We start from the raw sequence: 19,225 nt of genomic DNA, 5'->3' as shown, positions 1-19,225 counted from the left end.
CCCGGTAAAAACAGTGAGATTTTCCTGACGCACGCGATAAACCGGCTTATGCTTTAATCTGCCAACAGGGAGGCAGGGACATGAAAGTATGGATTGCGGCTGTTTCAGCGCTGGCCGCCAGTGCAGCTGCGCAGGCGCAGCAAGCACGCGAGTTGAACTTCGAGATCACAGAGTTGCGCGGCGGCGTCGTCATGCTGTCGACGGGTGTTGCCGGAAATCTGGGCCTGCTGGTCGGCGATGATGGCCTCCTGCTCGTTGATGATCAGCTGCCGGGCACCGGGCCGCAGATCGAAGCCGCAATCGAAAGCATTGCCGGGGAGGGCATTCCCCGCTTTGTGCTCAATACGCATTGGCATGGGGATCATATCGGCGCGAACCCTCACTTTCATGACGCAGGTTCGACGATTGCGACCCACCACAATATCCGCACAAGAATCGAAGAATCTGATCTTGAATTCATAGAGGCTGACCGCGAGGGCTTCCTGCCCATTCTGACCTTCGGATCAGACCTGCATTTCCATATGAATGGCGAAACCGTGCGGGCTATTCACCTGCCGGATGCACATACCGATGGTGATGCGATCGTCTTCTTTGAAAACGCCAATGTGCTTCACATGGGCGACATTCTCTTTTCCGGCTGGTTCCCCTTCATCGACCTGCAATCGGGTGGTACGGTCGATGGCTTTATCGCTGCGCTCGAAGCCGCCTATGAGATGACCGATGAAGAGACGCAGGTCATCGCCGGTCATGGCCCGCTATCGACGCGTGACGACATCATGGCGTCGGCTGAGATGATAAGAGAAACGCGTGCCATTATCTCGCCCATGGTCGAGGCGGGAATGAGCTTGCCGGAAGTTCTGGCCGCCGACCCGCTTGCGGATTATCACGACGACTGGACCTGGGGATTTATCTGCACGCCGCGCATGGTGGCGACGCTGTATTTTGACGCTGCCGGGGAAGACGGAAATCCGCGCGCGATACCTTGCAGCCCATAATACCAACACGAATACGGCGCTCAATCTGGCATTGAAAGTGCGGTAATTTTACCTTTAGACTGCCTCCTTGCACGGGGGGCTTTATGCGCTTTTCTTTATTCAATTTTCTGGGGGCGATGCTCTTTATTCAAAGCATGGCCAACGCGCCTGCCGTGGCGCAGGGCTTTGAATCGCGGATGTCCCCGGATCATTTTCTCAGAACCGCAAACCAGACCTCGCCAATTCTGTCACCAAGCGGACGCTATCTTGCTTTCGTTGATTACCGGTCAGCGGGGGCGTCCGGCGGTAATCTTGCGATTTTTGATCTGGATTCCCCCGGCCGGGATCAGGTTTCTTTGACCGACCTCTCGGAGTTCAGCGTCCGGGACATGGTCTGGGCCAATGACCAGCGCTTGCTGATCGTGATCGAAACCATGGGCTATGTCGAATACCGCGGACACAGGGTAAGCGTTCCTGTGTTCCGGACGCTGAGTTTCGATCCATATGACACGTCCCAGCCGGTTGCGATGTTCCAGAATGAGCGGGACAACGTATTCCGGAACGTCAACAACGCCTTCTGGACAGGGATCACCGATCTACTGGAGTCCGACCCGAACCACGTCCTGATGCCGGCTTTCAGGGGCGACAATCTCGATTTATGGCGCGTGAATGTGTTCACTGGCGATGCCGAGAACATAGAACGCGGAAACAATAACACGGGGTATTGGTTCAGCGGGTCTGGTGGTGAAGCTGTGATGCGCGTTGATGTTTTAAGCAATGGGCGCCGCTTCCAGGTCCATACGCGTGCACCCGGCGAGCGCCGATGGCAGCGAACCGCAAGTTATCTCACCAATGAACTTGCCGAAGCTCCGCCGGAGTTCGAGTTTGCCGGCCATGGCGATGACGGCTCGAGCATTTATGTTTTCGGACGCCCGGAAGGTCAGGATGTTGTCGGCGTCTACCCGTTCGATCTCGCCGCAAGCACATTTGGTCAACCCGTCGCAAGTTCCGATGGAATCGACATTACCCGGACCATCGTCGATACGCGATCACGGGCGCTGTTAGGCTATGTCCAAAGCGACAGGACAAATGAGGTCGTGATCCTTGACGAGGATTTGCGGCCACATTTCGAGCGTATTCGAAGTGAGTTCAGCGAGGACACCCTTATCGTGCCGGACGCATTTCGTGGAAACCGAATGATTTTCACCGTATCCGGCCCTGACGAGCCCGGCGCTGTTTACCTGTTCGATGCTTCCAGGAATGAAATAGTTCACCTTCGTTCGCATCGGCCCAGCCTCAGAGACCGGCGGCTCAGCGAAGTCAGGATCATTGAATACACGGCCTCAGACGGGATGCCGCTCTTTGCGTATCTGACGGTGCCTCGCGATGGCCTCGGTCAGGACACCCCCTTGCTTCTCTTGCCGCACGGCGGTCCTGAGGCCCGCGATTATTACGGATTTGATTTGCTTGCCCAGTTTTATGCTGGATCGGGCTATGCCGTCCTGCAGCCCGCTTTCCGGGGGTCCGCCGGGTTCGGGCGGGCCTTTGCAGAAGCTGGCTATGGCGAATGGGGTGGGTTGATGCAGTCGGATTTGATGGACGCCCTCTCGCACATTCTCGACCGGGGATACGCGGATGCAGATCGTGTCTGCATCGGCGGCTTCAGCTATGGCGGATATGCGGCCCTGATGGGTGGCGTTGCAGCTGCCGACCGGTTCCAGTGCGTTTTTGCGGTGGCACCGGTCACAGACTTGCGCGCTTTTGTAGAACATTGGCAGGACGAGGATGACGCTGCGGGTGAATACTGGGAGCAATCGATCGGTCACCCAAGGCGGGACCGTGATCGCCTCGAAGCGACGTCACCAACCGAATTGGCAAGCGCGTTTACGGCGCCGGTTTTCATCGCACATGGGGTAAGGGATGCCATCGTCCCGTTTGGGCAATCCGAGATTATGGCCGACGCGCTGGATCGGGCAGGGATTGTTCATGACTTCGCCATTTATGACCGGGCGGATCATTCATTCTCAAGGCGGGCAGATATGCGCTCGATTCTGCGTCTCACCCGCCAGTTGATGGATCGGACCATCGGCCCGGACCGGGGCGAGTATGAAGACGTTTTCGCGGACAACTGACAGGTCAGATTGGCCATAAACGCACTTCTACTCGGGTTGTCTGGAGCCGCAGCACTCTGCGCGCAGATCTATACACTTCTGTCGCGGCAAGCTTTACAGGCCGGATCTTTTGACAGGCGGATTGTCCGGCTTGCGCCGGATAGTCCGTCATATAGCCATATCCGGTTCGATAGCGGATCGCCCGCGCCGGTGATCAGCTTGATCGCTTCCAGCGCCATCATCGAGCCCACCACCCCGGTAAGAGCCCCGACAACGCCCACGCGTTCACAGGTTTCCGCATCGGGTGGAGCTTCGGAAACATAGCATTGGTAACAGGCGCTTTCGGACGCCTGATTGAAGACGGCCACCTGCCCTGTCCACCGGCCCACTGCGCCGGATACAAGCGGAACCCGCGCTCTAAGGCTGGCGGCATTCACGGCAAAACGGGTCTCGAAATTATCACTACCATCCAGCACCAGATCGACATCGTTCAAAAGCGCGTCAGCCGTGTCCGGCGTGAAGGCCACATCTATGGCCTCGACACGAATATGCGGGTTGAGGGCTGAGAGGCTTGCTGCCGCGCGCGCCACCTTCGGTTCACCGGCATCGCTTGTTGTAAACTGGATCTGGCGTTGCAGATTGTCGAGGCTGACCGTGTCGGGATCGATCAGGCGGATATGGCCCACTCCCGCTGCGGCGAGATAGAGTGCTGCCGGGCCGCCCAGCCCGCCTGCGCCAACAATGGCCACGGAGGCGGCTTTCAGCTTTTGCTGACCTGGGCCGCCAATTTCTTTCAACACCAGATGGCGGGCATAGCGTTCAATTTCATCGTCCTGCATTCCGCCCGGTTAGCATTGCTGGCGTCATGTGCCTATGGCGCTGGGGCAGCAATCAGGTCAGTTTGCGCTCATGACTGTTCCCGCCCCGTCCTCCGACCCAACAACACCGGCATTGCGCCAGCTGAATGAAGGCGGGGCGCATATCTTCCTGACCGGGCGGGCGGGAACCGGCAAAACCACGCTTCTGCGGAGATTTCTGGAGACGCAGGCGGGCCAGGCCGCCGTCGTCGCACCCACCGGTGTGGCCGCGATGAATGCGAGCGGTCAGACCATTCATTCCTTCTTCCGGCTGCCGCCGCGCCTGATCGAGCCACAGGACGTGAAGCGCCTGCGCCATGCGCGCGTTCTGAAAGAGCTGGAAACGCTGGTTATCGATGAAATCTCGATGGTGCGCGCGGATATGATGGCGGCGATCGACCGCTCGCTTCGCATGCACCGCGACAGCGCCGAACCCTTTGGCGGCGTGCGGATGATAGTGGTCGGTGATCTGGCCCAGCTTCCGCCGGTCGTGGATGGCGAAATCGCGCAGTATCTTGATGAGGTTTATGGCGGGCCGTTCTTCTTCAATGCGCCGGGCTTCCGGGAAGCGGGCTTCCTGCGGATCGAACTCGATACCGTCTTCCGGCAATCCGATCCGGACTTCATCGATATTCTGGCGGCAGTCCGCGAAGCGCGTGTCAGTGGCCGGGAGGCCGCCCTGCTTAATGAGCGCGTCACGCAAGCCACCGGCTTCGACGCCAGTGCCAGTCATGTGGTACTGACGCCGACCAATCAGGCGGCGCATGACATCAATACGGCGCGTCTCAATGCCCTGCCGGGCGAGATGAAAGCCTATTCGTCCCGTACGGAAGGTCAGTTTGATCCGCGGCTCTATCCGACGGATGACCCTCTGATCCTGAAGGTGGGTGCGCGTGTGATGATGATCCGAAATGACCCGTCAGGGCGCTGGGTGAATGGTACGATGGGAGAGGTCGCCGCGCTGGAAGATGATGCGGTTCGCGTGCGCACCGGAGCAGATACGCACCGCATCGAACCGGCGGCCTGGGAGCGGTATTCCTATACGTATGATGCAGCGAAGAAATCGATCGACAAATCGGTGGTCGGGGCGTTCAAGCAAATGCCCTTGCGCCTGTCTTGGGCGATGACGGTTCACAAATCCCAAGGGCTGACGCTGGAGAAAGTCTATATCGACTTTTCACGCGGCATGTTCGCCCATGGACAGGCCTATGTGGCGCTGTCCCGGGCGCGGTCTCTGGAAGGCCTTCGCCTGTCGCGGGCTTTGAGCCCACGCGATCTGGTCGTTGATCCACGCATCCATGATGTCAGCGCCTTTTGTCACGACGCACTGATTTAGACGCCGGTTGAGCCAAACCCGCCCGTGCCGCGTGCGGTCTCATCCAGGTGAGCGACGGGTGCCCATTCGATATGTGTGACCGGGGCAACCACCATCTGGGCAATGCGTTCGCCGCGATTGACCACGAAGGGCTCTTTGCCGTGATTGATCAGGTTGACCTTCATCTCACCACGATAATCCGCATCGACCGTGCCGGGCGAATTGACGATGGAAATACCGAATTTGGCCGCCAGGCCTGAGCGGGGGCGGATCTGGGCTTCAAAACCATCGGGCAAGGCAATCGCAAGCCCTGTGGGAATCATACAAAACTCGCCGGGCGGAATCGTAATGGGATCGTCCTCGGGTACTGCCGCGGGCAAGTCGAGCCCGGCGCTCGCGGCCGTTTGATAGCGCGGCAATTCCAGCCCGTTAAAATGTTCCAGCGGTGATACCTGAACAATGATGCTCATGACGCCCTCCCGTGTGCCAATGCCTAGCGGTTGGCAAAGTAAGCGTCTATTGCCGCCGCTAGGTTTTCCGCAATTGATTGCTTGGCGGCGCGTGACCAGCTGATTTCTTCAGCCGTGTTGATCAATGTGGCCGCGTTTTCTGCACCACCCATCACATCGCCAGACACATCATTGGCGACGATCCAGTCACAGCCCTTGCGAAGGCGCTTGGCCCGTGCGCGTTCGATCACATCATGGGTTTCGGCCGCAAAGCCGATGACCAGCGACGGGCGTTGCGTGGCATGGTTGGCAAGACTGTAAAGAATGTCCGGATTTTCAACCAGTTCGAGGGTGGTTCCTTTCGCGGACTTTTCGGCTTTTCTTTCGCTCGTTTCGGCGGGCCGCCAATCGGCAACGGCGGCTACGGCGATAAAGGCGTCCGCCGGTAATTCGGTTTCGACTGCCGCCAGCATTTCGCGCGCGCTTTCAACGTCTATGCGATCAACGCCTTCGGGACAGTCCAGACAGGTCGGGCCGGAAACCAGGCGGACATCTACGCCAAGCTGCGCGAGCGCTGAGGCGATGGCATAGCCTTGCTTTCCGCTGGACCGGTTGGATAGAAAGCGGACCGGGTCTATTGGCTCGATCGTTGGCCCGGCCGTGACTATGATTTTCCGCCCGTCAAGCGATGTCATGCCGACGTCCGGGACAGGAGACCTTCAATGGCGTCGGCGATCTCAGCCGGTTCGGCCATGCGGCCCATACCGTGTTCTCCACACGCCATATCGCCCACTTCCGGGCCAACGAAGTGAATGCCGTCCTTCTTGAGCGTCTCGAAATTGCGCTGAACAGCGGCGTGCTCCCACATGCGCACATTCATCGCGGGTGCCATCAGGACCCGCTTGTCGGTCGCGAGCAAAGCCGTGGACGCCAGATCATCGGCCAGGCCGTTGGCGCATTTGCCGATCAGATTTGCGGTAGCAGGCGCGACCACGACCAGATCAGCGGAGCGGGATAGTTCGATATGGCCCATCTCGACTTCATCGGTCAGGGAAAAAAGATCCGTGTATGTCTTCTCACCCGACAGGGCGCTAAGGCTGAGCGGGGTTACAAATTGCGCTCCGGCAGAGGTCAGAATGCAGCGCGAAGCAATGCCGCGGCGTGAAAGATCGCGGATCAATTCCAGCGATTTATAGGCCGCAATTCCGCCGCCCACGATCAGCAAAACACTTTTATTCGCCATGGCTTGCTCCCTGGAGCGCTTCTCCTAGCGCGTTTTTGCTCGCGATGGGAGGGCAAAGCACGCTAGCGTTCGATCCGGACATAAGGGGAGGCTGATATGCCATCTATTTTACTCGCCGCCGCGGCGCTCGCCGGGCTGACGCTGTTTGTTTATTTTCTGCTGACGATTGTCGGCATAATCGCGAATTCCAAAGGCGATCTATCGCGCGAATACTCGCTGACCAAAACCGGCGCACCGCCACCCGCCTATATCGGCAATATCGGCCGGAACTTCGTCAATCTGCTGGAGATGCCGGTGCTGTTTTATGCGCTGATTGCGTTTCATCTGGCGGGCGAAATCGAAGTGTCCGGCCTGCAGCTCATGCTGGCCTGGGTGTTTGTCGGGCTGCGCTATCTGCACACGGTGATCCATGTGACAATCAATAATATGGGTCTGCGCTTTCTGGCGCACCGTATCTCGGCCATCATTCTCGTCTGGATGTGGGTGAATTTCGCGCTGGCGCTCTGATCAGACGAGCTGGATCAGGCTGGCGCCTGCAGCCCCGGCGGCAAGCGCCAGCAATCCATATCCCAGCCAGCGCCAGGGGCGGCTTTGCCGGTCGCGCCCGGCCAACCGGTCGAGGCTGTTATCATCCAGCCTGACCTCACCGGACCGCAGGCGAGAGCCCGCTTCGGCCCAATCCTCGATCATGCCTGGGATTTTGCGCGCGCTGGAGCGCAGCCGGTTGAAATCTTCGAGCAGGTCCAGAGCGAGACCTTCCGGGCCGAGTTCGCGCTTCATCCACTTTTCGACCACAGGCGCAGAGGCCTGCCACATATCGTGTTGCGGGTTGAGTTGCCGGGCGACACCCTCTGACTGGACCATGGTTTTTTGAAGCATGACCAGCTCGGGACGAAGATGCATGTCGAACAGATCGGTGATCTCGAAGAGCTGAAGCAGCACGCGGCTCATCGGGACTTCATCCGCACTTTTACCAAAGATCGGCTCGCCAACCGCTCGCAGGGCCGAAGCAAAGTCGTCAATGGAATGACGGCCCGGCACATAGCCGGCATCAAAATGCGCTTCGGCGGCGGCCTTGTAATCGCGAGTTAAAAAGCCGTGCAGGATGAGGGCAAGGAAGCGGCGTTCATTGCGCCCGATGCGGCCCATGATGCCGAAATCAACGGCCCACAGATTGCCATCGGTATCAGCAAACAGATTTCCGGCGTGCATGTCGGCGTGAAATACGCCTGCTTCCATTGCGGTTGTCAGGAAGGCGCGGGTCAACGTGTTGGCGAGCGCTTCGCGGTCAATGCCGGCTTCGTCGAGACGGTCCGGGTCGGTTAATGGAATACCCTTGATCCAGCTGGTTGTCAGGATGCGCCTAGACGAGCGCGCCCAATCAATCTCCGGGACCCGGAAATTATCCGCCAGAGCGGCTGCCTCTGCGAGTTCAGATGCCGCTGCCGCTTCCAGGCGGAGATCGGTTTCCAGCTCGGTGGCGCGAGCGACCGTATCCACGAATTTAACCGGCTCCAGCCGTTTGGAGGCGGGCACAAATCGCTGAACAAGTGCAGCGCCCAGCTGCATGGCGCGAATATCGCGTGCCAGCCGACGCTCGATCCCGGGCCGCAAAATCTTTACCGCGACGTCTTCACCTTCGATGGTTGTTGCACGGTGAACCTGCGCGACTGAAGCCGCATTCAGCGGTTTGCCAAACTCAGTGAAATGATCTGCAAGGGCGCCGCCCAGCTCTTTCTCCAGGGTTGCGATCGCAACCTCTTGGTCAAAAGCGGGCATCTGATCCTGTAAGCGCGAAAGCCCGCGCGCAAAACGCTCACCGACAATATCGGACCGTGTGGCCAAAACCTGTCCGAACTTGACGTAAGACGGGCCGAGTTTTTCCAGCGCCCGCGCCAGTCGCTCGCCGGGATTGTCCGCTTCGCCGCGCCGCGAGATCAGGCGCGTAAACCCCGCAAACGCCTTCAGGGCAGGCGGAAACTTCTCCTGATACTCGCGCGGAAAAATGGCGTCATAGCGCGCCAGCGTGAAACCGGCGCGCGCCAGACGGGCGAGGGAGGCAAGGGTATGAAACATCGGAGTGGAGGTTTAGTGCGCACATGACGCGAAGGCGAGCGTGGTATGCGGTCGCAGCCGCCTAAAGCGCGTTGCGGCGATCCATCAGGAAGGCGCGGACGGCGGAATCCGAGGTCAGGCCAATAGCGATCTCATAGGCATCGCGCGCCGGATCGTTATGACCGACCTGTGCCAGCAGATGCGCACGCGTTGCCCAATAGGGCTGGTGTTGTGCAACCCGGTCAGGCGGCAACTCTTCGAGCGCCTTCAGGCCGGCTTCAGCGGACACTGCTTCTCCAATAGCTGAAGCGCGCCCGATCATGGCGCCCAAGGTCGGGCTGATTGCCAGCAGGCGATTATAGATGGCTACGATGGAGACCCAATCTGTTTGTCCGGTCTGTTTTCGCGCATTGTGAGCGGACTGCAGGGCGGCTTCGAGCTGAAACTGGCCCACTCTCCCCATGCGCAAGGCCGTTCCGAGAGTGCGCTCGGCCTCTGCGATCAGTCCGTCGTCCCAGAGCGCGGTGTCCTGCTGATCCAGGGGCACAAACTGCCCTGCGCTATCTCGCCTGGCAGGCCGCCGCGCTTCGCAATGTAGGATGAGCGATAGAAGACCTGCGGCCTCTGCTTCGTAGGGTGCGAGCTGCGCCAGAAGCCGGGCCAGAAACAGCGCTTCGTCGGCCAGTCCTTGCCCGTCGGTTTGATCCCAACCGGCTGTAAAGGCGGCATAGATGGCCCCCATGACAACATCCAGCCGTTCCGGCCATTGGTCCCGATCCGGCTCTTCAAAGGGTATATCGCCGTCTTTCAGACGGGTTTTCAGGCGGACGAGCCGCTGGCTCATCGTGCCGGGCTTCAAAAGGAAGACGCCGGCAATCCGCTCCGCGTTCAATCCCAAAACGGTTTGGAGCATGAGCGGTGTGCGCAAGGCCGGATCAATCTCGGGGTGGGCACACACAAAGAGCAGTTTCAACCGTTCATCGGGAATGGCATCGCATTTCTCCAGAAGGGTTTCCGAGGTTTCCATCAGGGTGATCAGATCGGCTTGTGCACCATCGGCGGTCTGGTGATGTCGATATTCATCGATCAGAATCCGCCGCGCGGTTGTCAGCAGCCAGGCGTCAGGGGTGTCCGGCACACCGCTTTCCGGCCAGCGGGCCAGCGCTCTGGCAAAGGCTTCGGACAGGGCGTCTTCAGCCTTTGCGAGATCGCCGCACCGGCTGGCCAGAAGGGCGAGGATCCGGCCATAGGCATTGCGGGCGGCGGTTTCAGCCGCCCGAGCCGGATCCGTTGCCGTTCTATCCGCCATAGTCCGGAACGGGACGCACCTCGACCTTGCCGGTTTTCGCCGCTGGGCATTTACGCGCCCAGTCCAGCGCTTCTTCCAGCGTGGCCGTCTCGATGACATAGAAGCCACCCAGCTGTTCTTTGGAGTCCGCATAAGGACCGTCTTCAACCGAGCTCGTCGTGACGATTTTCGAGGTCGCGGCGGGGTCGAGCGGTTCGCCGGACACAAAGGCCCCGGATGCTTCGAGGGCTTCCGAATACGCCATATGCTCGCCAACCACGGCTTCCTGTTCGGCGTCGCTCATGGAGAGCCAGCGGGTTTCATCATCATGGAGTAACAGTGTGAATTTCATGGGTTAACCCTCCGAATTGGTCATGGGCAAAACGGGACGGACTTCTACCGCACCCGTGCTGGCGGCCGGGGCGCGAGAGGCGATTTCCATGGCATCTTCCAGGCTATCTGCCTCGATCATGAAGAACCCACCCAGCTGTTCCTTGCTGTCCGCATAAGGCCCGTCATGGACCGTGCCGTCTTTCAACGTTGCGCCGGCCTGAGGTGGTTGCAGGCAGGCACCACTGGCCAGCTTGCCGCTTTGACCGACCGCGCTGGAATAAGCGCTCCAGCCCGGCCAATAGGCGGTGTTCGCCTTGTCGTCGCGCGCTTTGAAGTCCTCCAAGCTTTCATAAAAGAGGATGGCGTATTGCATGTTCGGGTCTCCCGATCTGAAGCGTCCGGAAAAGCCCGGACATCTTCAAGACGGATGAGACTGGCCGATTTCGACAGGCTTGCGAAATTAAATTCGCCACCCTGTGTGCAGAGCGGCGATGCCGCCGGAATAATTCGTCACGCCGACCTGACCGAAACCCGCAACGCGAAGCTCGTCAGCAAACGCGTCCTGATTGGGAAAGCGCCGGATCGATTCCACCAGATATTGATAACTGTCGCGATCCTTGGCGATGGCTTCGCCCAGGCGCGGAATGGCGTTGAAGGACCAGGCATCATAAATGCGTTCCAGCGCCCGCGTGGTCGGGCGGGAAAACTCCAGACATAGGAAACGTCCGGCCGGTTTCAGAACCCGGCGCATCTCGGCCAGCGCCTTGTCGCGATTGGTCACATTGCGAATGCCAAAGGCGATGGTGACGCAATCAGCGCTCTTGTCTTCAAAGGGCAGGTCCTCGGCGTCGCCGACAATCCAGTCGATGCCTTCATCATCACCGCGCTTTTGCCCGGCCAGCAGCATCTGCTCATTTATATCGCAGACAATCGCCGTGGCAGGCTCACCACTGCGGGTCTTCCGGCGCTGTTCGGCCTTGGCAATGAAGGCGCGTGCCAGATCGCCCGTGCCTCCGGCAACATCGATCAGTTTTTCACCGGGTTGCGGATTGGCGCGCTCAATCGTCATGTCCTTCCAGGCGCGGTGAATGCCCAGAGACATCAGATCATTCATCAGATCATAGCGGCGCGCGGATTTATCAAAGACACCGCGTACCAGGCCGGCCTTTTCACCGGTCGGGACTTCGCGGAAGCCAAAGGATGTGGTTCTCGATTGCGTATCAGTCATGGTGGCGGACAATAGGCCAATGACCAGACCTAAACCAGCGCGACATCATGCCCGAACTTCCTGAAGTTGAAACCGTCCGCCGTGGCCTCGAGCCAGTGATGGCGGGCCGCACAATCCTGAAAGCAGAAAACCGGCGGTCCGATTTGCGGTTTCCGTTTCCGGACCACTTTGCCGAACGCCTGACCGGCGCGCGGATCGAGCGGCTGGACCGCCGGGCGAAATATTTACTGTTTCGGCTCTGCAGCGGCGAAACCCTGCTAGCGCATCTCGGCATGTCGGGCCGGTTCACAATCCATCTAGATCAAAATACCGAAAAACCCGGTGACTTCGCGCACGCGCCGGGCACGTCGGAGAAACATGATCATGTTGTCTTCGAGATGGAGGGCGGGGCGCACATAATCTTCAACGATCCGCGCCGGTTCGGTTTCATGACCCTCTTTCAAACCGGCAATGAGGAGGCCGTGCCGTTTCTGGCGGGTTTGGGTCCTGAACCGAACGCCAATGATTTTAATGGCCCTTTCCTGCGCGACCAGGTGAAGGGAAAGAAGACGCCGCTAAAAGCGGCTCTGCTGGATCAGCGTCTGGTGGCCGGTCTGGGCAATATCTATGTCTGTGAGGCGCTTTATCACGCCCGTCTCTCCCCCCGCCGCCTGGCGGGTACTCTGGGACCTCAACGCGCGGAGCGCCTCGCTCAAGCCGTCCGGCAGGTGATCGCGGCAGCGATCGAGGCCGGGGGCTCCAGCCTGAGGGATTTTGCCTCTGCTGAGGGTGAGCTCGGTTATTTTCAGCACAGCTTTCAGGTTTACGGCCGCGAAGGTGAACCGTGTCTGGCCCCGGATTGCACGGGCACGGTTCAGCGTATTCTCCAATCAGGCCGTTCGACATTTTTTTGCCCCACCTGTCAGCGATAGCAGGGGGACCGCCCGGGATTTGTTCCCGGTTTTAGCGCCGAAAGAGTTCGGTCATATCCAATCGTGCTTGGTCGATTGCAGCTCTTATGGACTGGAGAAGGACAAAAATGAGTTTGATGAAAACGATTGGCGGCGGCTTGGTCGCAACCGCTCTTCTGGCGGGCAGCGCCTTTGCCGGCCCCTCCCTCTGGCATATCGAGGACGAGGACAGCGATATATATGTGTTCGGCACAGTTCACATTCTACGCCCGGGCATGGACTGGCAGACCGATGAGATCATGACGGCGTTCAATGCCGCAGATACGGTCTATTTCGAAGCCCCGGTGAATGATCCGGCTGAAGCGGCAGCCATGCAGCAGCTGGTTATGGCGAATGCGCTGAACCCGGCCGGGACGACATTGTCCTCGCTGGTGAATGAAGACACTTGGGCGCGGATCGAATCGTTCGCGCCGCAGGTGGGGGCCTCCGGCGCTGCTCTGGAACCATTGCGGCCCTGGATGGCGACGATCCAGCTTGGCGTCGGCTTTATTATCGTCTCTGGCTATGATCCGGCCTCCGGTGTCGAATCCACGCTGTGGCCGCTGGCGAGCGAAGCCGGCAAAACACTGGCGTATTTCGAAACTGTTGAGGAACAAATCGGCTTCTTCGCGAATATGCCTCAGGATGTCGAAGTCCGGCTCCTGGAGCAGACCATGGCCGAGTTCGAGGCCGCTCCGGAACAGCTGGACGATCTTGTGACCTCTTGGGCGAACGGTGATCAGGCCGAGATTGACCGGGTCATGAATGACGAGATGCGGGCTGAAGCGCCGGAAGTGCACGACGTTATCATCGTGCAGCGCAATCTTCGCTGGGCCGATGAGATCGAAACTATGCTCGAGGGTTCTGGAACGACCTTTATCGCGGTCGGTTCAGGTCATTTACCTGGTGAAGAAGGTGTAATTGCCTTGTTGCGCGAGCGCGGCATTGAGGTCAGCGGGCCGTAGACCAGAAGCCTGCATTGCAAAAACATAAGGCATCGGGGTGGTGACCCCGATGCTGCTTTGCGTTATAGCGGCGCGCTCGCAGTTTCAGCGGTCGCCGGACCGCGCTCAAATGGAGACCTCACGTGGGTTACAACACCATCCAGGTAAAAACCGAAGGCCGGGTTGGCGTGATCACGCTTGATCGCCCCGAAGCCTTGAACGCCCTTTGTGACGAATTGACCACTGAAGTCGCGGACGCGCTCGCCAAATTCGGAGCGGATGACGGTATCGGTTGTGTGGTTCTGACAGGTTCAAAGAAGGCGTTTGCCGCAGGCGCGGATATCAAGGAGCTGGTCAGCCAGGACTTTGTCGGCCTCTACATGGATGACCCTTTCGAGAAAACCTGGGAGGCGGTGGCCCGTTTCCGCAAGCCGATCATAGCGGCTGTGTCCGGCTATGCGCTAGGCGGGGGCTGCGAGATAGCGATGATGTGTGATTTCATTATTGCCTCGGAAACCGCGAAATTTGGCCAACCGGAAATCAATCTTGGTGTGATGCCGGGTGCTGGTGGCACCCAGCGACTGCCGCGGGCCGTCGGCAAAGCCAAGGCGATGGATCTTTGCCTGACGGGCCGCATGATGGATGCCAAGGAAGCCGAGCGCGCCGGGCTGGTCAGCCGGATTGTTCCGACGGATGAGTTGATCAGCACGGTTATGGAAGCGGCCGAGGCAATTGCATCGAAATCGCTGCCGATCGCCATGATGACCAAAGAAGCGGTGAATCGCTCCTTTGAAATCGGCCTGACCGAAGGGGTTCGCTGGGAACGCCGCGTCTTCCAATCGCAGTTCGCGACCGAAGATCAGAGTGAGGGTATGGCCGCGTTCGCCGAAAAACGTTCAGCGCATTTCAAGCATAAATAGGGTGTGTGACCAGTTGACGGAATGATGCGCGGCGCGTATACGCCCGGCCTCACGCGCGATCGGACGACCGATCAGCGCGCAAATGGTGTGAATTAAGACAGACGGACGAGCCTTATGGCGAATACAGCCTCAGCGAAAAAGATGGTGCGCAAACTTGCCCGCCGCACTGCGATCAATAAATCGCGCCGCTCTCGCGTGCGGACTTTCATCAAGAAAGTCGACGTCGCGATCGAAGCCGGTGACTCAACGAAAGCCAAGGACGCGCTGACCAAGGCAGAGTCCGAGATGATGCGCGCGGTCAACAAAGGTGTGTTTCACAAGAACACCGCGTCGCGGAAAATCTCGCGCATGTCGGCCCGCGTGAAGGCGATGTCAGCTTAGCCCCTGACTCTAAAAAAAGAATCGAGTAACGCGCCCGCAGCCTGCCGCTGCGGGCGTTTTTTTTATCCGCCCCCGGCGGAAAAATCGCAGAGAAAACGGGTCGGCAGAAAGTGCAATTTATCGCAGCCGCCAAATTTTTGAGCTTCAAAGCATTTTCCCGTGTCAAGAGAAGAATCACGCGAATCAAGCGGAAAGTTTTGTTGACCGGAACCCGCCCCTGAGTAGTCTTGGGGTCAACAGGCGGTTATCCCCATGCGGATCAAATATTGCGCCACCGCTGGACATGTGCATGTCCAGGGTGCGGGATAGTATTGTCTGAAAAAACAATAACTTGGTCCAATCAACGGGGCCCAATAAGAGGGTGATGGGGGTCATGTCTGCAGTATCTGGCCATGCGCTGAATTCCCTGGAAAAGGTGGAAGAAATGAAGACTGCGGGGGCTGTCTGGAAAGAGGTGCGCGCGCACCTTCGCCGGGAGTATGGTGAAACGGTTTTTTCCTCGAATATGGCGCGTCTGCGAGTCCGGGAAGATGAAAATGGCGGGCTTTTGGTGATTGCACCGGACCGGTTCTACCGGGATTGGGTCGAGGATCATGCTGGCGCGCGATTGCAGGCGCTCTGGACCCAGCTGGATCCTGCAGACCGTGGCTTGACGCTCCTGTCGGAAGAGGATCTCGGCCGCGCGTCTGTTCCGTCGACTGTGACGCCAGCACCTGTAGAAATGGCCGATGAGATCGAGACCGCCAACGACAAGAAGTCTCGCGCGGTTGGCGAGCGCTTTACCTTTGACACCTTCATGGTGGGGCCATCGAACGAAATGGCATCCGCCGCCGCTCGCTCGATCGTGAATGCGTCACCATCTCCGTTCAATCCGGCCTTCTATTATGGCGATTATGGTGTGGGCAAAACACATCTGCTGAACGCGATCGCTCATTCTGTCGAATTGGGCGGAGCGCGCCGCAAAGCGCTTTATCTTACAGCCGAAGAGTTTTTATCGAGCTTTGTTTCGGCCATGCGCAAGAAAGATACGATCAGCTTTAAGGAATCTGTTCGCCAAGTCGATGTGCTGTTAATCGACGATGTCCATTTCATTGCCGGCAAGCCCAAAACCGAAGATGAGTTTCTGCACACGGTTGCATCCTTGGTCGCAGAGGAAAAACAGGTTGTTCTTGCCTCACACCTTGCGCCGGCAGACTTGCAGGTCACGGACAAACGTCTCGCGTCCCTCCTCAAGGGCGGATTTGCCTGCGAATTGCGCAAGCCGGATCTCGACCTGAGAAGAAAAATTCTCGACTGCAAGATCGCCCAGGCGATGAGCCATTACCCTGATCTCGATGTGCCTGAGAATGTGCGCGATTTTCTGGCGGCCCGTATGACCGCTAGCGCCCGCGAATTGGAAGGCGTGCTGAACAATATTATCGGGCGCACGGCCTTGCTGGGCCGGCCGGTCACCATGGAAGCGGTTGAAGCGGCGCTTCGCGAACTCTCGATCGTTTCCGAACGCCGGATCACTGTCGACCTGATCCAGAAAACCGTCGCCGACCGGTTCGGCGTCAAAGTGACCGACATTCTGTCCAAACGCCGGACCAAGACGGTTGTGAAACCGCGCCATGTTGCGATGTACCTGGCCAAGACGATGACAACGCGGTCGCTGCCGGATATCGGCCGCCGCTTTGGCGGGCGTGATCATTCAACGGTTATTCATGCTGTGAATAAAATCACCGAGATGATTGATGCCGGGGATCCGGTGAAAGACGAGATCGACGCGCTCTCACAGGAACTTCGCGGCTAGATGACGCTCTATTCCGGCCCGCTGTAATCCGGCGGGCCGGGGCGTGTTGCACTTCGCAAAATTTCGCTATGCTCTTTGCCCCGGGGATGAGGCGATTCCTTTCTCTGTCGCACATGGCTTTGTACCCGGCCCGACTGGCAGAACAACGGAAACGACATGAAACTCACGATCGAACGCGCAGCTTTGCTGAAAGCTCTCGGCCATGTTCAGGCCGTTGTCGAACGCCGGAACACCATTCCGATCCTGTCCAATGTTCTGATCACAGCAGGATCCAGTGGCGCCAGTTTTGCGGCAACCGATCTGGACATCGAGATTCAGGAAAGTGCTGACGCCCATATCGACCGGGAAGGTATGGCGACGGCCCCGGCGCACACGCTCTATGAAATTGCGCGAAAATTGCCGGAAGGTGCAGATGTCACCCTTGAGCTGGATGGTGATGATCCGCGCCTAAATCTGAAGGCCGGCCGGTCCAGCTTCTCGCTACCCTCTCTGCCACCGGGCGATTTTCCGATGATGCCGGCAGAAGATCTGCAACACAGTTTTCAACTGGATAATGAGCAACTCGCCCAGCTGATCGATAAAACCCGTTTTGCCGTCTCGACCGAAGAGACGCGCTATTATCTCAACGGGATTCACCTGCATGCTGCTGAAGATGGCGGACGCAAGACGCTCCGCGCTGTGGCGACAGATGGTCACCGCCTTGCACTGTCAGAGTGTGACTTGCCGGATGGCGCGGCAGGCATGCCGGCGGTCATCGTGCCTCGCAAAACGGTTCAGGAAGCCCGGCGCCTCCTGGAAGATGGTGGTGAGAGCATTCAGGTCTCCGTGTCTGATGGGAAAATCCGTTTTGGCCTTGGCCGCGCGGTGCTGACGTCGAAGCTGATCGACGGCTCATTCCCGGATTATGAGCGGGTCATTCCGCGCGATAATCAGAAAATGATGGTGCTCGAAAACAAGCGCTTCGCCGAAGCCGTAGACCGTGTCGCAACGATCTCGATTGAAAAATCACGGTCTGTGAAGCTCTCGCTTGATGATGGAACGCTTACCCTGGCGGTGAATAATCCGGAATCCGGACAGGCCGTTGAAGAGGTGCCGGTTGAAAGCGAGGAGAGCGGTTTCGCGATCGGTTTCAATGCCCGTTATATCCTCGATGTGGCCAGCCAGATTGAAGGTGACGAGGCGCGTTTCCACTTTGCCGATCCCGCGTCACCGACGCTTGTAACGGATTCTGGTGATCCGGATTCCCTTTACGTGCTGATGCCGCTGCGCGTGTGATCCTCGCGAGTTCGATCCGCCGGTTACGGCTCACTGACTTTCGGAATTTTGCGACGCTCGACCTCGACCTTGATGGACGACCGGTCTGTCTGGCCGGGCCCAACGGATCGGGCAAAACCAATATCCTGGAGGCGATTTCCCTGTTGGCGCCAGGGCGGGGGCTACGTGGTGCCGAAACCACCGAACCATTAAGACGCTCGGGTGATGAGATGGCGGCATCCTGGGCGGTCTATGCCGAGGCCGTGACCGCCGAGGCCGATGATATCAGTTTCGCGTCCGGCCTTCTGGAGGGCGGGCGCAGGCAAACCCGCATGAATGGCAAGCCGGCCTCGCGCGCCGATCTGGCACGGCATCTGCCCATGATTGCCCTGTTACCGGAACATGACCGGCTGTTTGCAGGTCCGCGCGCAGACCGCCTGCGCTTTTTCGACCGGCTGGTGGCCGCGAACGATCCGGCTCATGGCGAAACGCTGAACGCGTATGAGAAGCTCCGCTCTCGCAGGCAGAAGCTGCTGGAGAGTGGCCGGACAGACCCTGCTTGGCTGGATGCCATCGAGACCGATATGGCCCAGCACGGCGTGGGCCTGGCATCCGGGCGCCTGCATGCGCTGGCGCGGCTTCAGGCCGCTATTGATGCGGCCGCGGACGACGTATTTCCCAAAGCCGATCTTGCGCTGGATGGTCTGACAGAGGCGGCGCTGGCCGCCGGTGCCGGCATTCAGGAAGCTGAAGATCAGTTGATGACAGCTCTGGCGGAGGGGCGTGATCGGGATGGCGCGGCGGGCCGGACGCTAACCCGAGGACCGCACCGCAGCGATCTGACCGCCCGCCATCGCGGAAAAGAGCAGGAGGCGGGGTTGTGCTCGACGGGGGAGCAGAAGGCCTTGATCCTGCGTTTGGTACTCGCGCAGGCCGATGCGTTGTCACAGCGCAGCGGTGCGATGCCGCTCCTCCTCCTGGACGAGGCGTGTGCGCATCTGGATGAAAAACGGCGAGAAGGGCTCGCCGATGCCATTTGTGGCTTGGGTGCACAGGCCTGGCTAACAGGCGTGGAAGCCGGCCTGTTTGCGGCGTTCGGCAATCGGGGGCAGGTGCTGGCTGTCGAAAACGGCTCTGTTCAGGTCTAGATGC

General features: G+C 59.0%; 18 protein-coding genes and 1 pseudogene. 11 read left to right on the top strand and 8 right to left on the bottom strand.

What is annotated here, in order from left to right; all coding sequences use genetic code 11:
* Positions 1-80: 80 nt before the first annotated feature.
* Together ACO079_RS09320 and ACO079_RS09315 are read left to right on the top strand one after the other, a co-directional pair.
* A complete protein-coding gene (locus tag ACO079_RS09320; RefSeq protein WP_421789476.1) occupies positions 81-995 on the top strand; it encodes an MBL fold metallo-hydrolase in 915 nt (304 codons plus the stop codon).
* 83 nt (positions 996-1,078) lie between these two features.
* Complete coding sequence (locus tag ACO079_RS09315; protein WP_421789475.1) at positions 1,079-3,106, top strand: alpha/beta hydrolase family protein; 2,028 nt, start codon at positions 1,079-1,081, stop codon at positions 3,104-3,106.
* A gap of 68 nt (positions 3,107-3,174) precedes the next feature.
* Here ACO079_RS09315 and ACO079_RS09310 read toward each other — a convergent pair whose 3' ends face one another.
* On the bottom strand, positions 3,175-3,924 hold the full coding sequence (locus ACO079_RS09310; RefSeq protein WP_421789474.1) for a HesA/MoeB/ThiF family protein: 750 nt from the start codon (positions 3,922-3,924) through the stop codon (positions 3,175-3,177).
* 70 nt (positions 3,925-3,994) lie between these two features.
* On the opposite strand from ACO079_RS09310, the gene ACO079_RS09305 reads away from it, so the two are divergent.
* Positions 3,995-5,278 (top strand): ATP-dependent DNA helicase, encoded by a 1,284-nt coding sequence (locus ACO079_RS09305; protein ID WP_421789473.1) that lies wholly within the window; start codon positions 3,995-3,997, stop codon positions 5,276-5,278.
* Here ACO079_RS09305 and dut read toward each other — a convergent pair.
* Complete coding sequence (gene dut, locus ACO079_RS09300; RefSeq protein ID WP_421789472.1) at positions 5,275-5,727, bottom strand: dUTP diphosphatase; 453 nt, start codon at positions 5,725-5,727, stop codon at positions 5,275-5,277. The genes ACO079_RS09305 and dut overlap by 4 nt on opposite strands.
* Positions 5,728-5,750: 23 nt before the next feature.
* Positions 5,751-6,949, bottom strand: a pseudogene (coaBC, locus tag ACO079_RS09295) (bifunctional phosphopantothenoylcysteine decarboxylase/phosphopantothenate--cysteine ligase CoaBC).
* Between the two features lie 96 nt (positions 6,950-7,045).
* On the opposite strand from coaBC, the gene ACO079_RS09290 reads away from it, so the two are divergent.
* The gene (locus ACO079_RS09290; protein WP_421789471.1) at positions 7,046-7,456 is read left to right on the top strand and encodes an MAPEG family protein; all 411 of its coding nucleotides are present in this window, start codon (positions 7,046-7,048) and stop codon (positions 7,454-7,456) included.
* Here ACO079_RS09290 and ubiB read toward each other — a convergent pair whose 3' ends face one another.
* The 5 genes from ubiB to ACO079_RS09265 all read right to left on the bottom strand — a co-directional run bounded on the left by ubiB (position 7,457) and on the right by ACO079_RS09265 (position 11,853).
* Positions 7,457-9,025: a 2-polyprenylphenol 6-hydroxylase gene (ubiB, locus tag ACO079_RS09285; protein WP_421789470.1), complete on the bottom strand. Its 1,569-nt coding sequence runs from the start codon at positions 9,023-9,025 to the stop codon at positions 7,457-7,459.
* A 61-nt stretch (positions 9,026-9,086) separates the two neighbouring features.
* A complete protein-coding gene (locus ACO079_RS09280) occupies positions 9,087-10,313 on the bottom strand; it encodes an RNA polymerase sigma factor (RefSeq protein WP_421789469.1) in 1,227 nt (408 codons plus the stop codon).
* Entirely contained in the window at positions 10,303-10,644 is a 342-nt protein-coding gene (locus tag ACO079_RS09275) for a YciI family protein (protein WP_421789468.1), read from the bottom strand. The genes ACO079_RS09280 and ACO079_RS09275 overlap by 11 nt, the downstream gene beginning before the upstream one ends.
* Before the next feature lie 3 nt (positions 10,645-10,647).
* Positions 10,648-10,998: a YciI family protein gene (locus ACO079_RS09270; RefSeq protein WP_421789467.1), complete on the bottom strand. Its 351-nt coding sequence runs from the start codon at positions 10,996-10,998 to the stop codon at positions 10,648-10,650.
* Positions 10,999-11,085: 87 nt separating this feature from the next.
* Positions 11,086-11,853: a class I SAM-dependent methyltransferase gene (locus tag ACO079_RS09265; RefSeq protein ID WP_421789466.1), complete on the bottom strand. Its 768-nt coding sequence runs from the start codon at positions 11,851-11,853 to the stop codon at positions 11,086-11,088.
* 47 nt (positions 11,854-11,900) lie between these two features.
* Here ACO079_RS09265 and mutM point away from each other — a divergent pair, with 47 nt between their 5' ends.
* The 7 genes from mutM to recF all read left to right on the top strand — a co-directional run bounded on the left by mutM (position 11,901) and on the right by recF (position 19,221).
* A complete protein-coding gene (gene mutM, locus ACO079_RS09260) occupies positions 11,901-12,764 on the top strand; it encodes a bifunctional DNA-formamidopyrimidine glycosylase/DNA-(apurinic or apyrimidinic site) lyase (protein WP_421789465.1) in 864 nt (287 codons plus the stop codon).
* 107 nt (positions 12,765-12,871) lie between these two features.
* Complete coding sequence (locus ACO079_RS09255) at positions 12,872-13,747, top strand: TraB/GumN family protein (RefSeq protein WP_421789464.1); 876 nt, start codon at positions 12,872-12,874, stop codon at positions 13,745-13,747.
* 122 nt (positions 13,748-13,869) lie between these two features.
* Positions 13,870-14,646, top strand: coding sequence for an enoyl-CoA hydratase (locus ACO079_RS09250; protein ID WP_421789463.1), 777 nt, complete (start codon positions 13,870-13,872; stop codon positions 14,644-14,646).
* A gap of 114 nt (positions 14,647-14,760) precedes the next feature.
* Positions 14,761-15,027 carry a 30S ribosomal protein S20 gene (gene rpsT, locus ACO079_RS09245; RefSeq protein ID WP_421789462.1) on the top strand — a complete coding sequence of 89 codons (267 nt, stop codon included), beginning with the start codon at positions 14,761-14,763 and terminating at the stop codon, positions 15,025-15,027.
* Between the two features lie 373 nt (positions 15,028-15,400).
* Positions 15,401-16,819, top strand: a complete 1,419-nt coding sequence (gene dnaA, locus ACO079_RS09240; protein WP_421789461.1) for a chromosomal replication initiator protein DnaA — start codon at positions 15,401-15,403, stop codon at positions 16,817-16,819.
* Between the two features lie 156 nt (positions 16,820-16,975).
* Positions 16,976-18,094: a DNA polymerase III subunit beta gene (gene dnaN, locus ACO079_RS09235; RefSeq protein ID WP_421789460.1), complete on the top strand. Its 1,119-nt coding sequence runs from the start codon at positions 16,976-16,978 to the stop codon at positions 18,092-18,094.
* Complete coding sequence (recF, locus tag ACO079_RS09230; RefSeq protein WP_421789459.1) at positions 18,091-19,221, top strand: DNA replication/repair protein RecF; 1,131 nt, start codon at positions 18,091-18,093, stop codon at positions 19,219-19,221. Before dnaN ends, recF begins: the two co-directional genes overlap by 4 nt.
* Positions 19,222-19,225 lie beyond the last annotated feature (4 nt).

The organism is Hyphobacterium sp. (assembly GCF_965228115.1).
Classification (GTDB): domain Bacteria; phylum Pseudomonadota; class Alphaproteobacteria; order Caulobacterales; family Maricaulaceae; genus Hyphobacterium.
The sequence above is the reverse complement of the archived record's forward strand: the minus strand, read 5'-3'. Positions and strand labels throughout refer to the sequence as shown.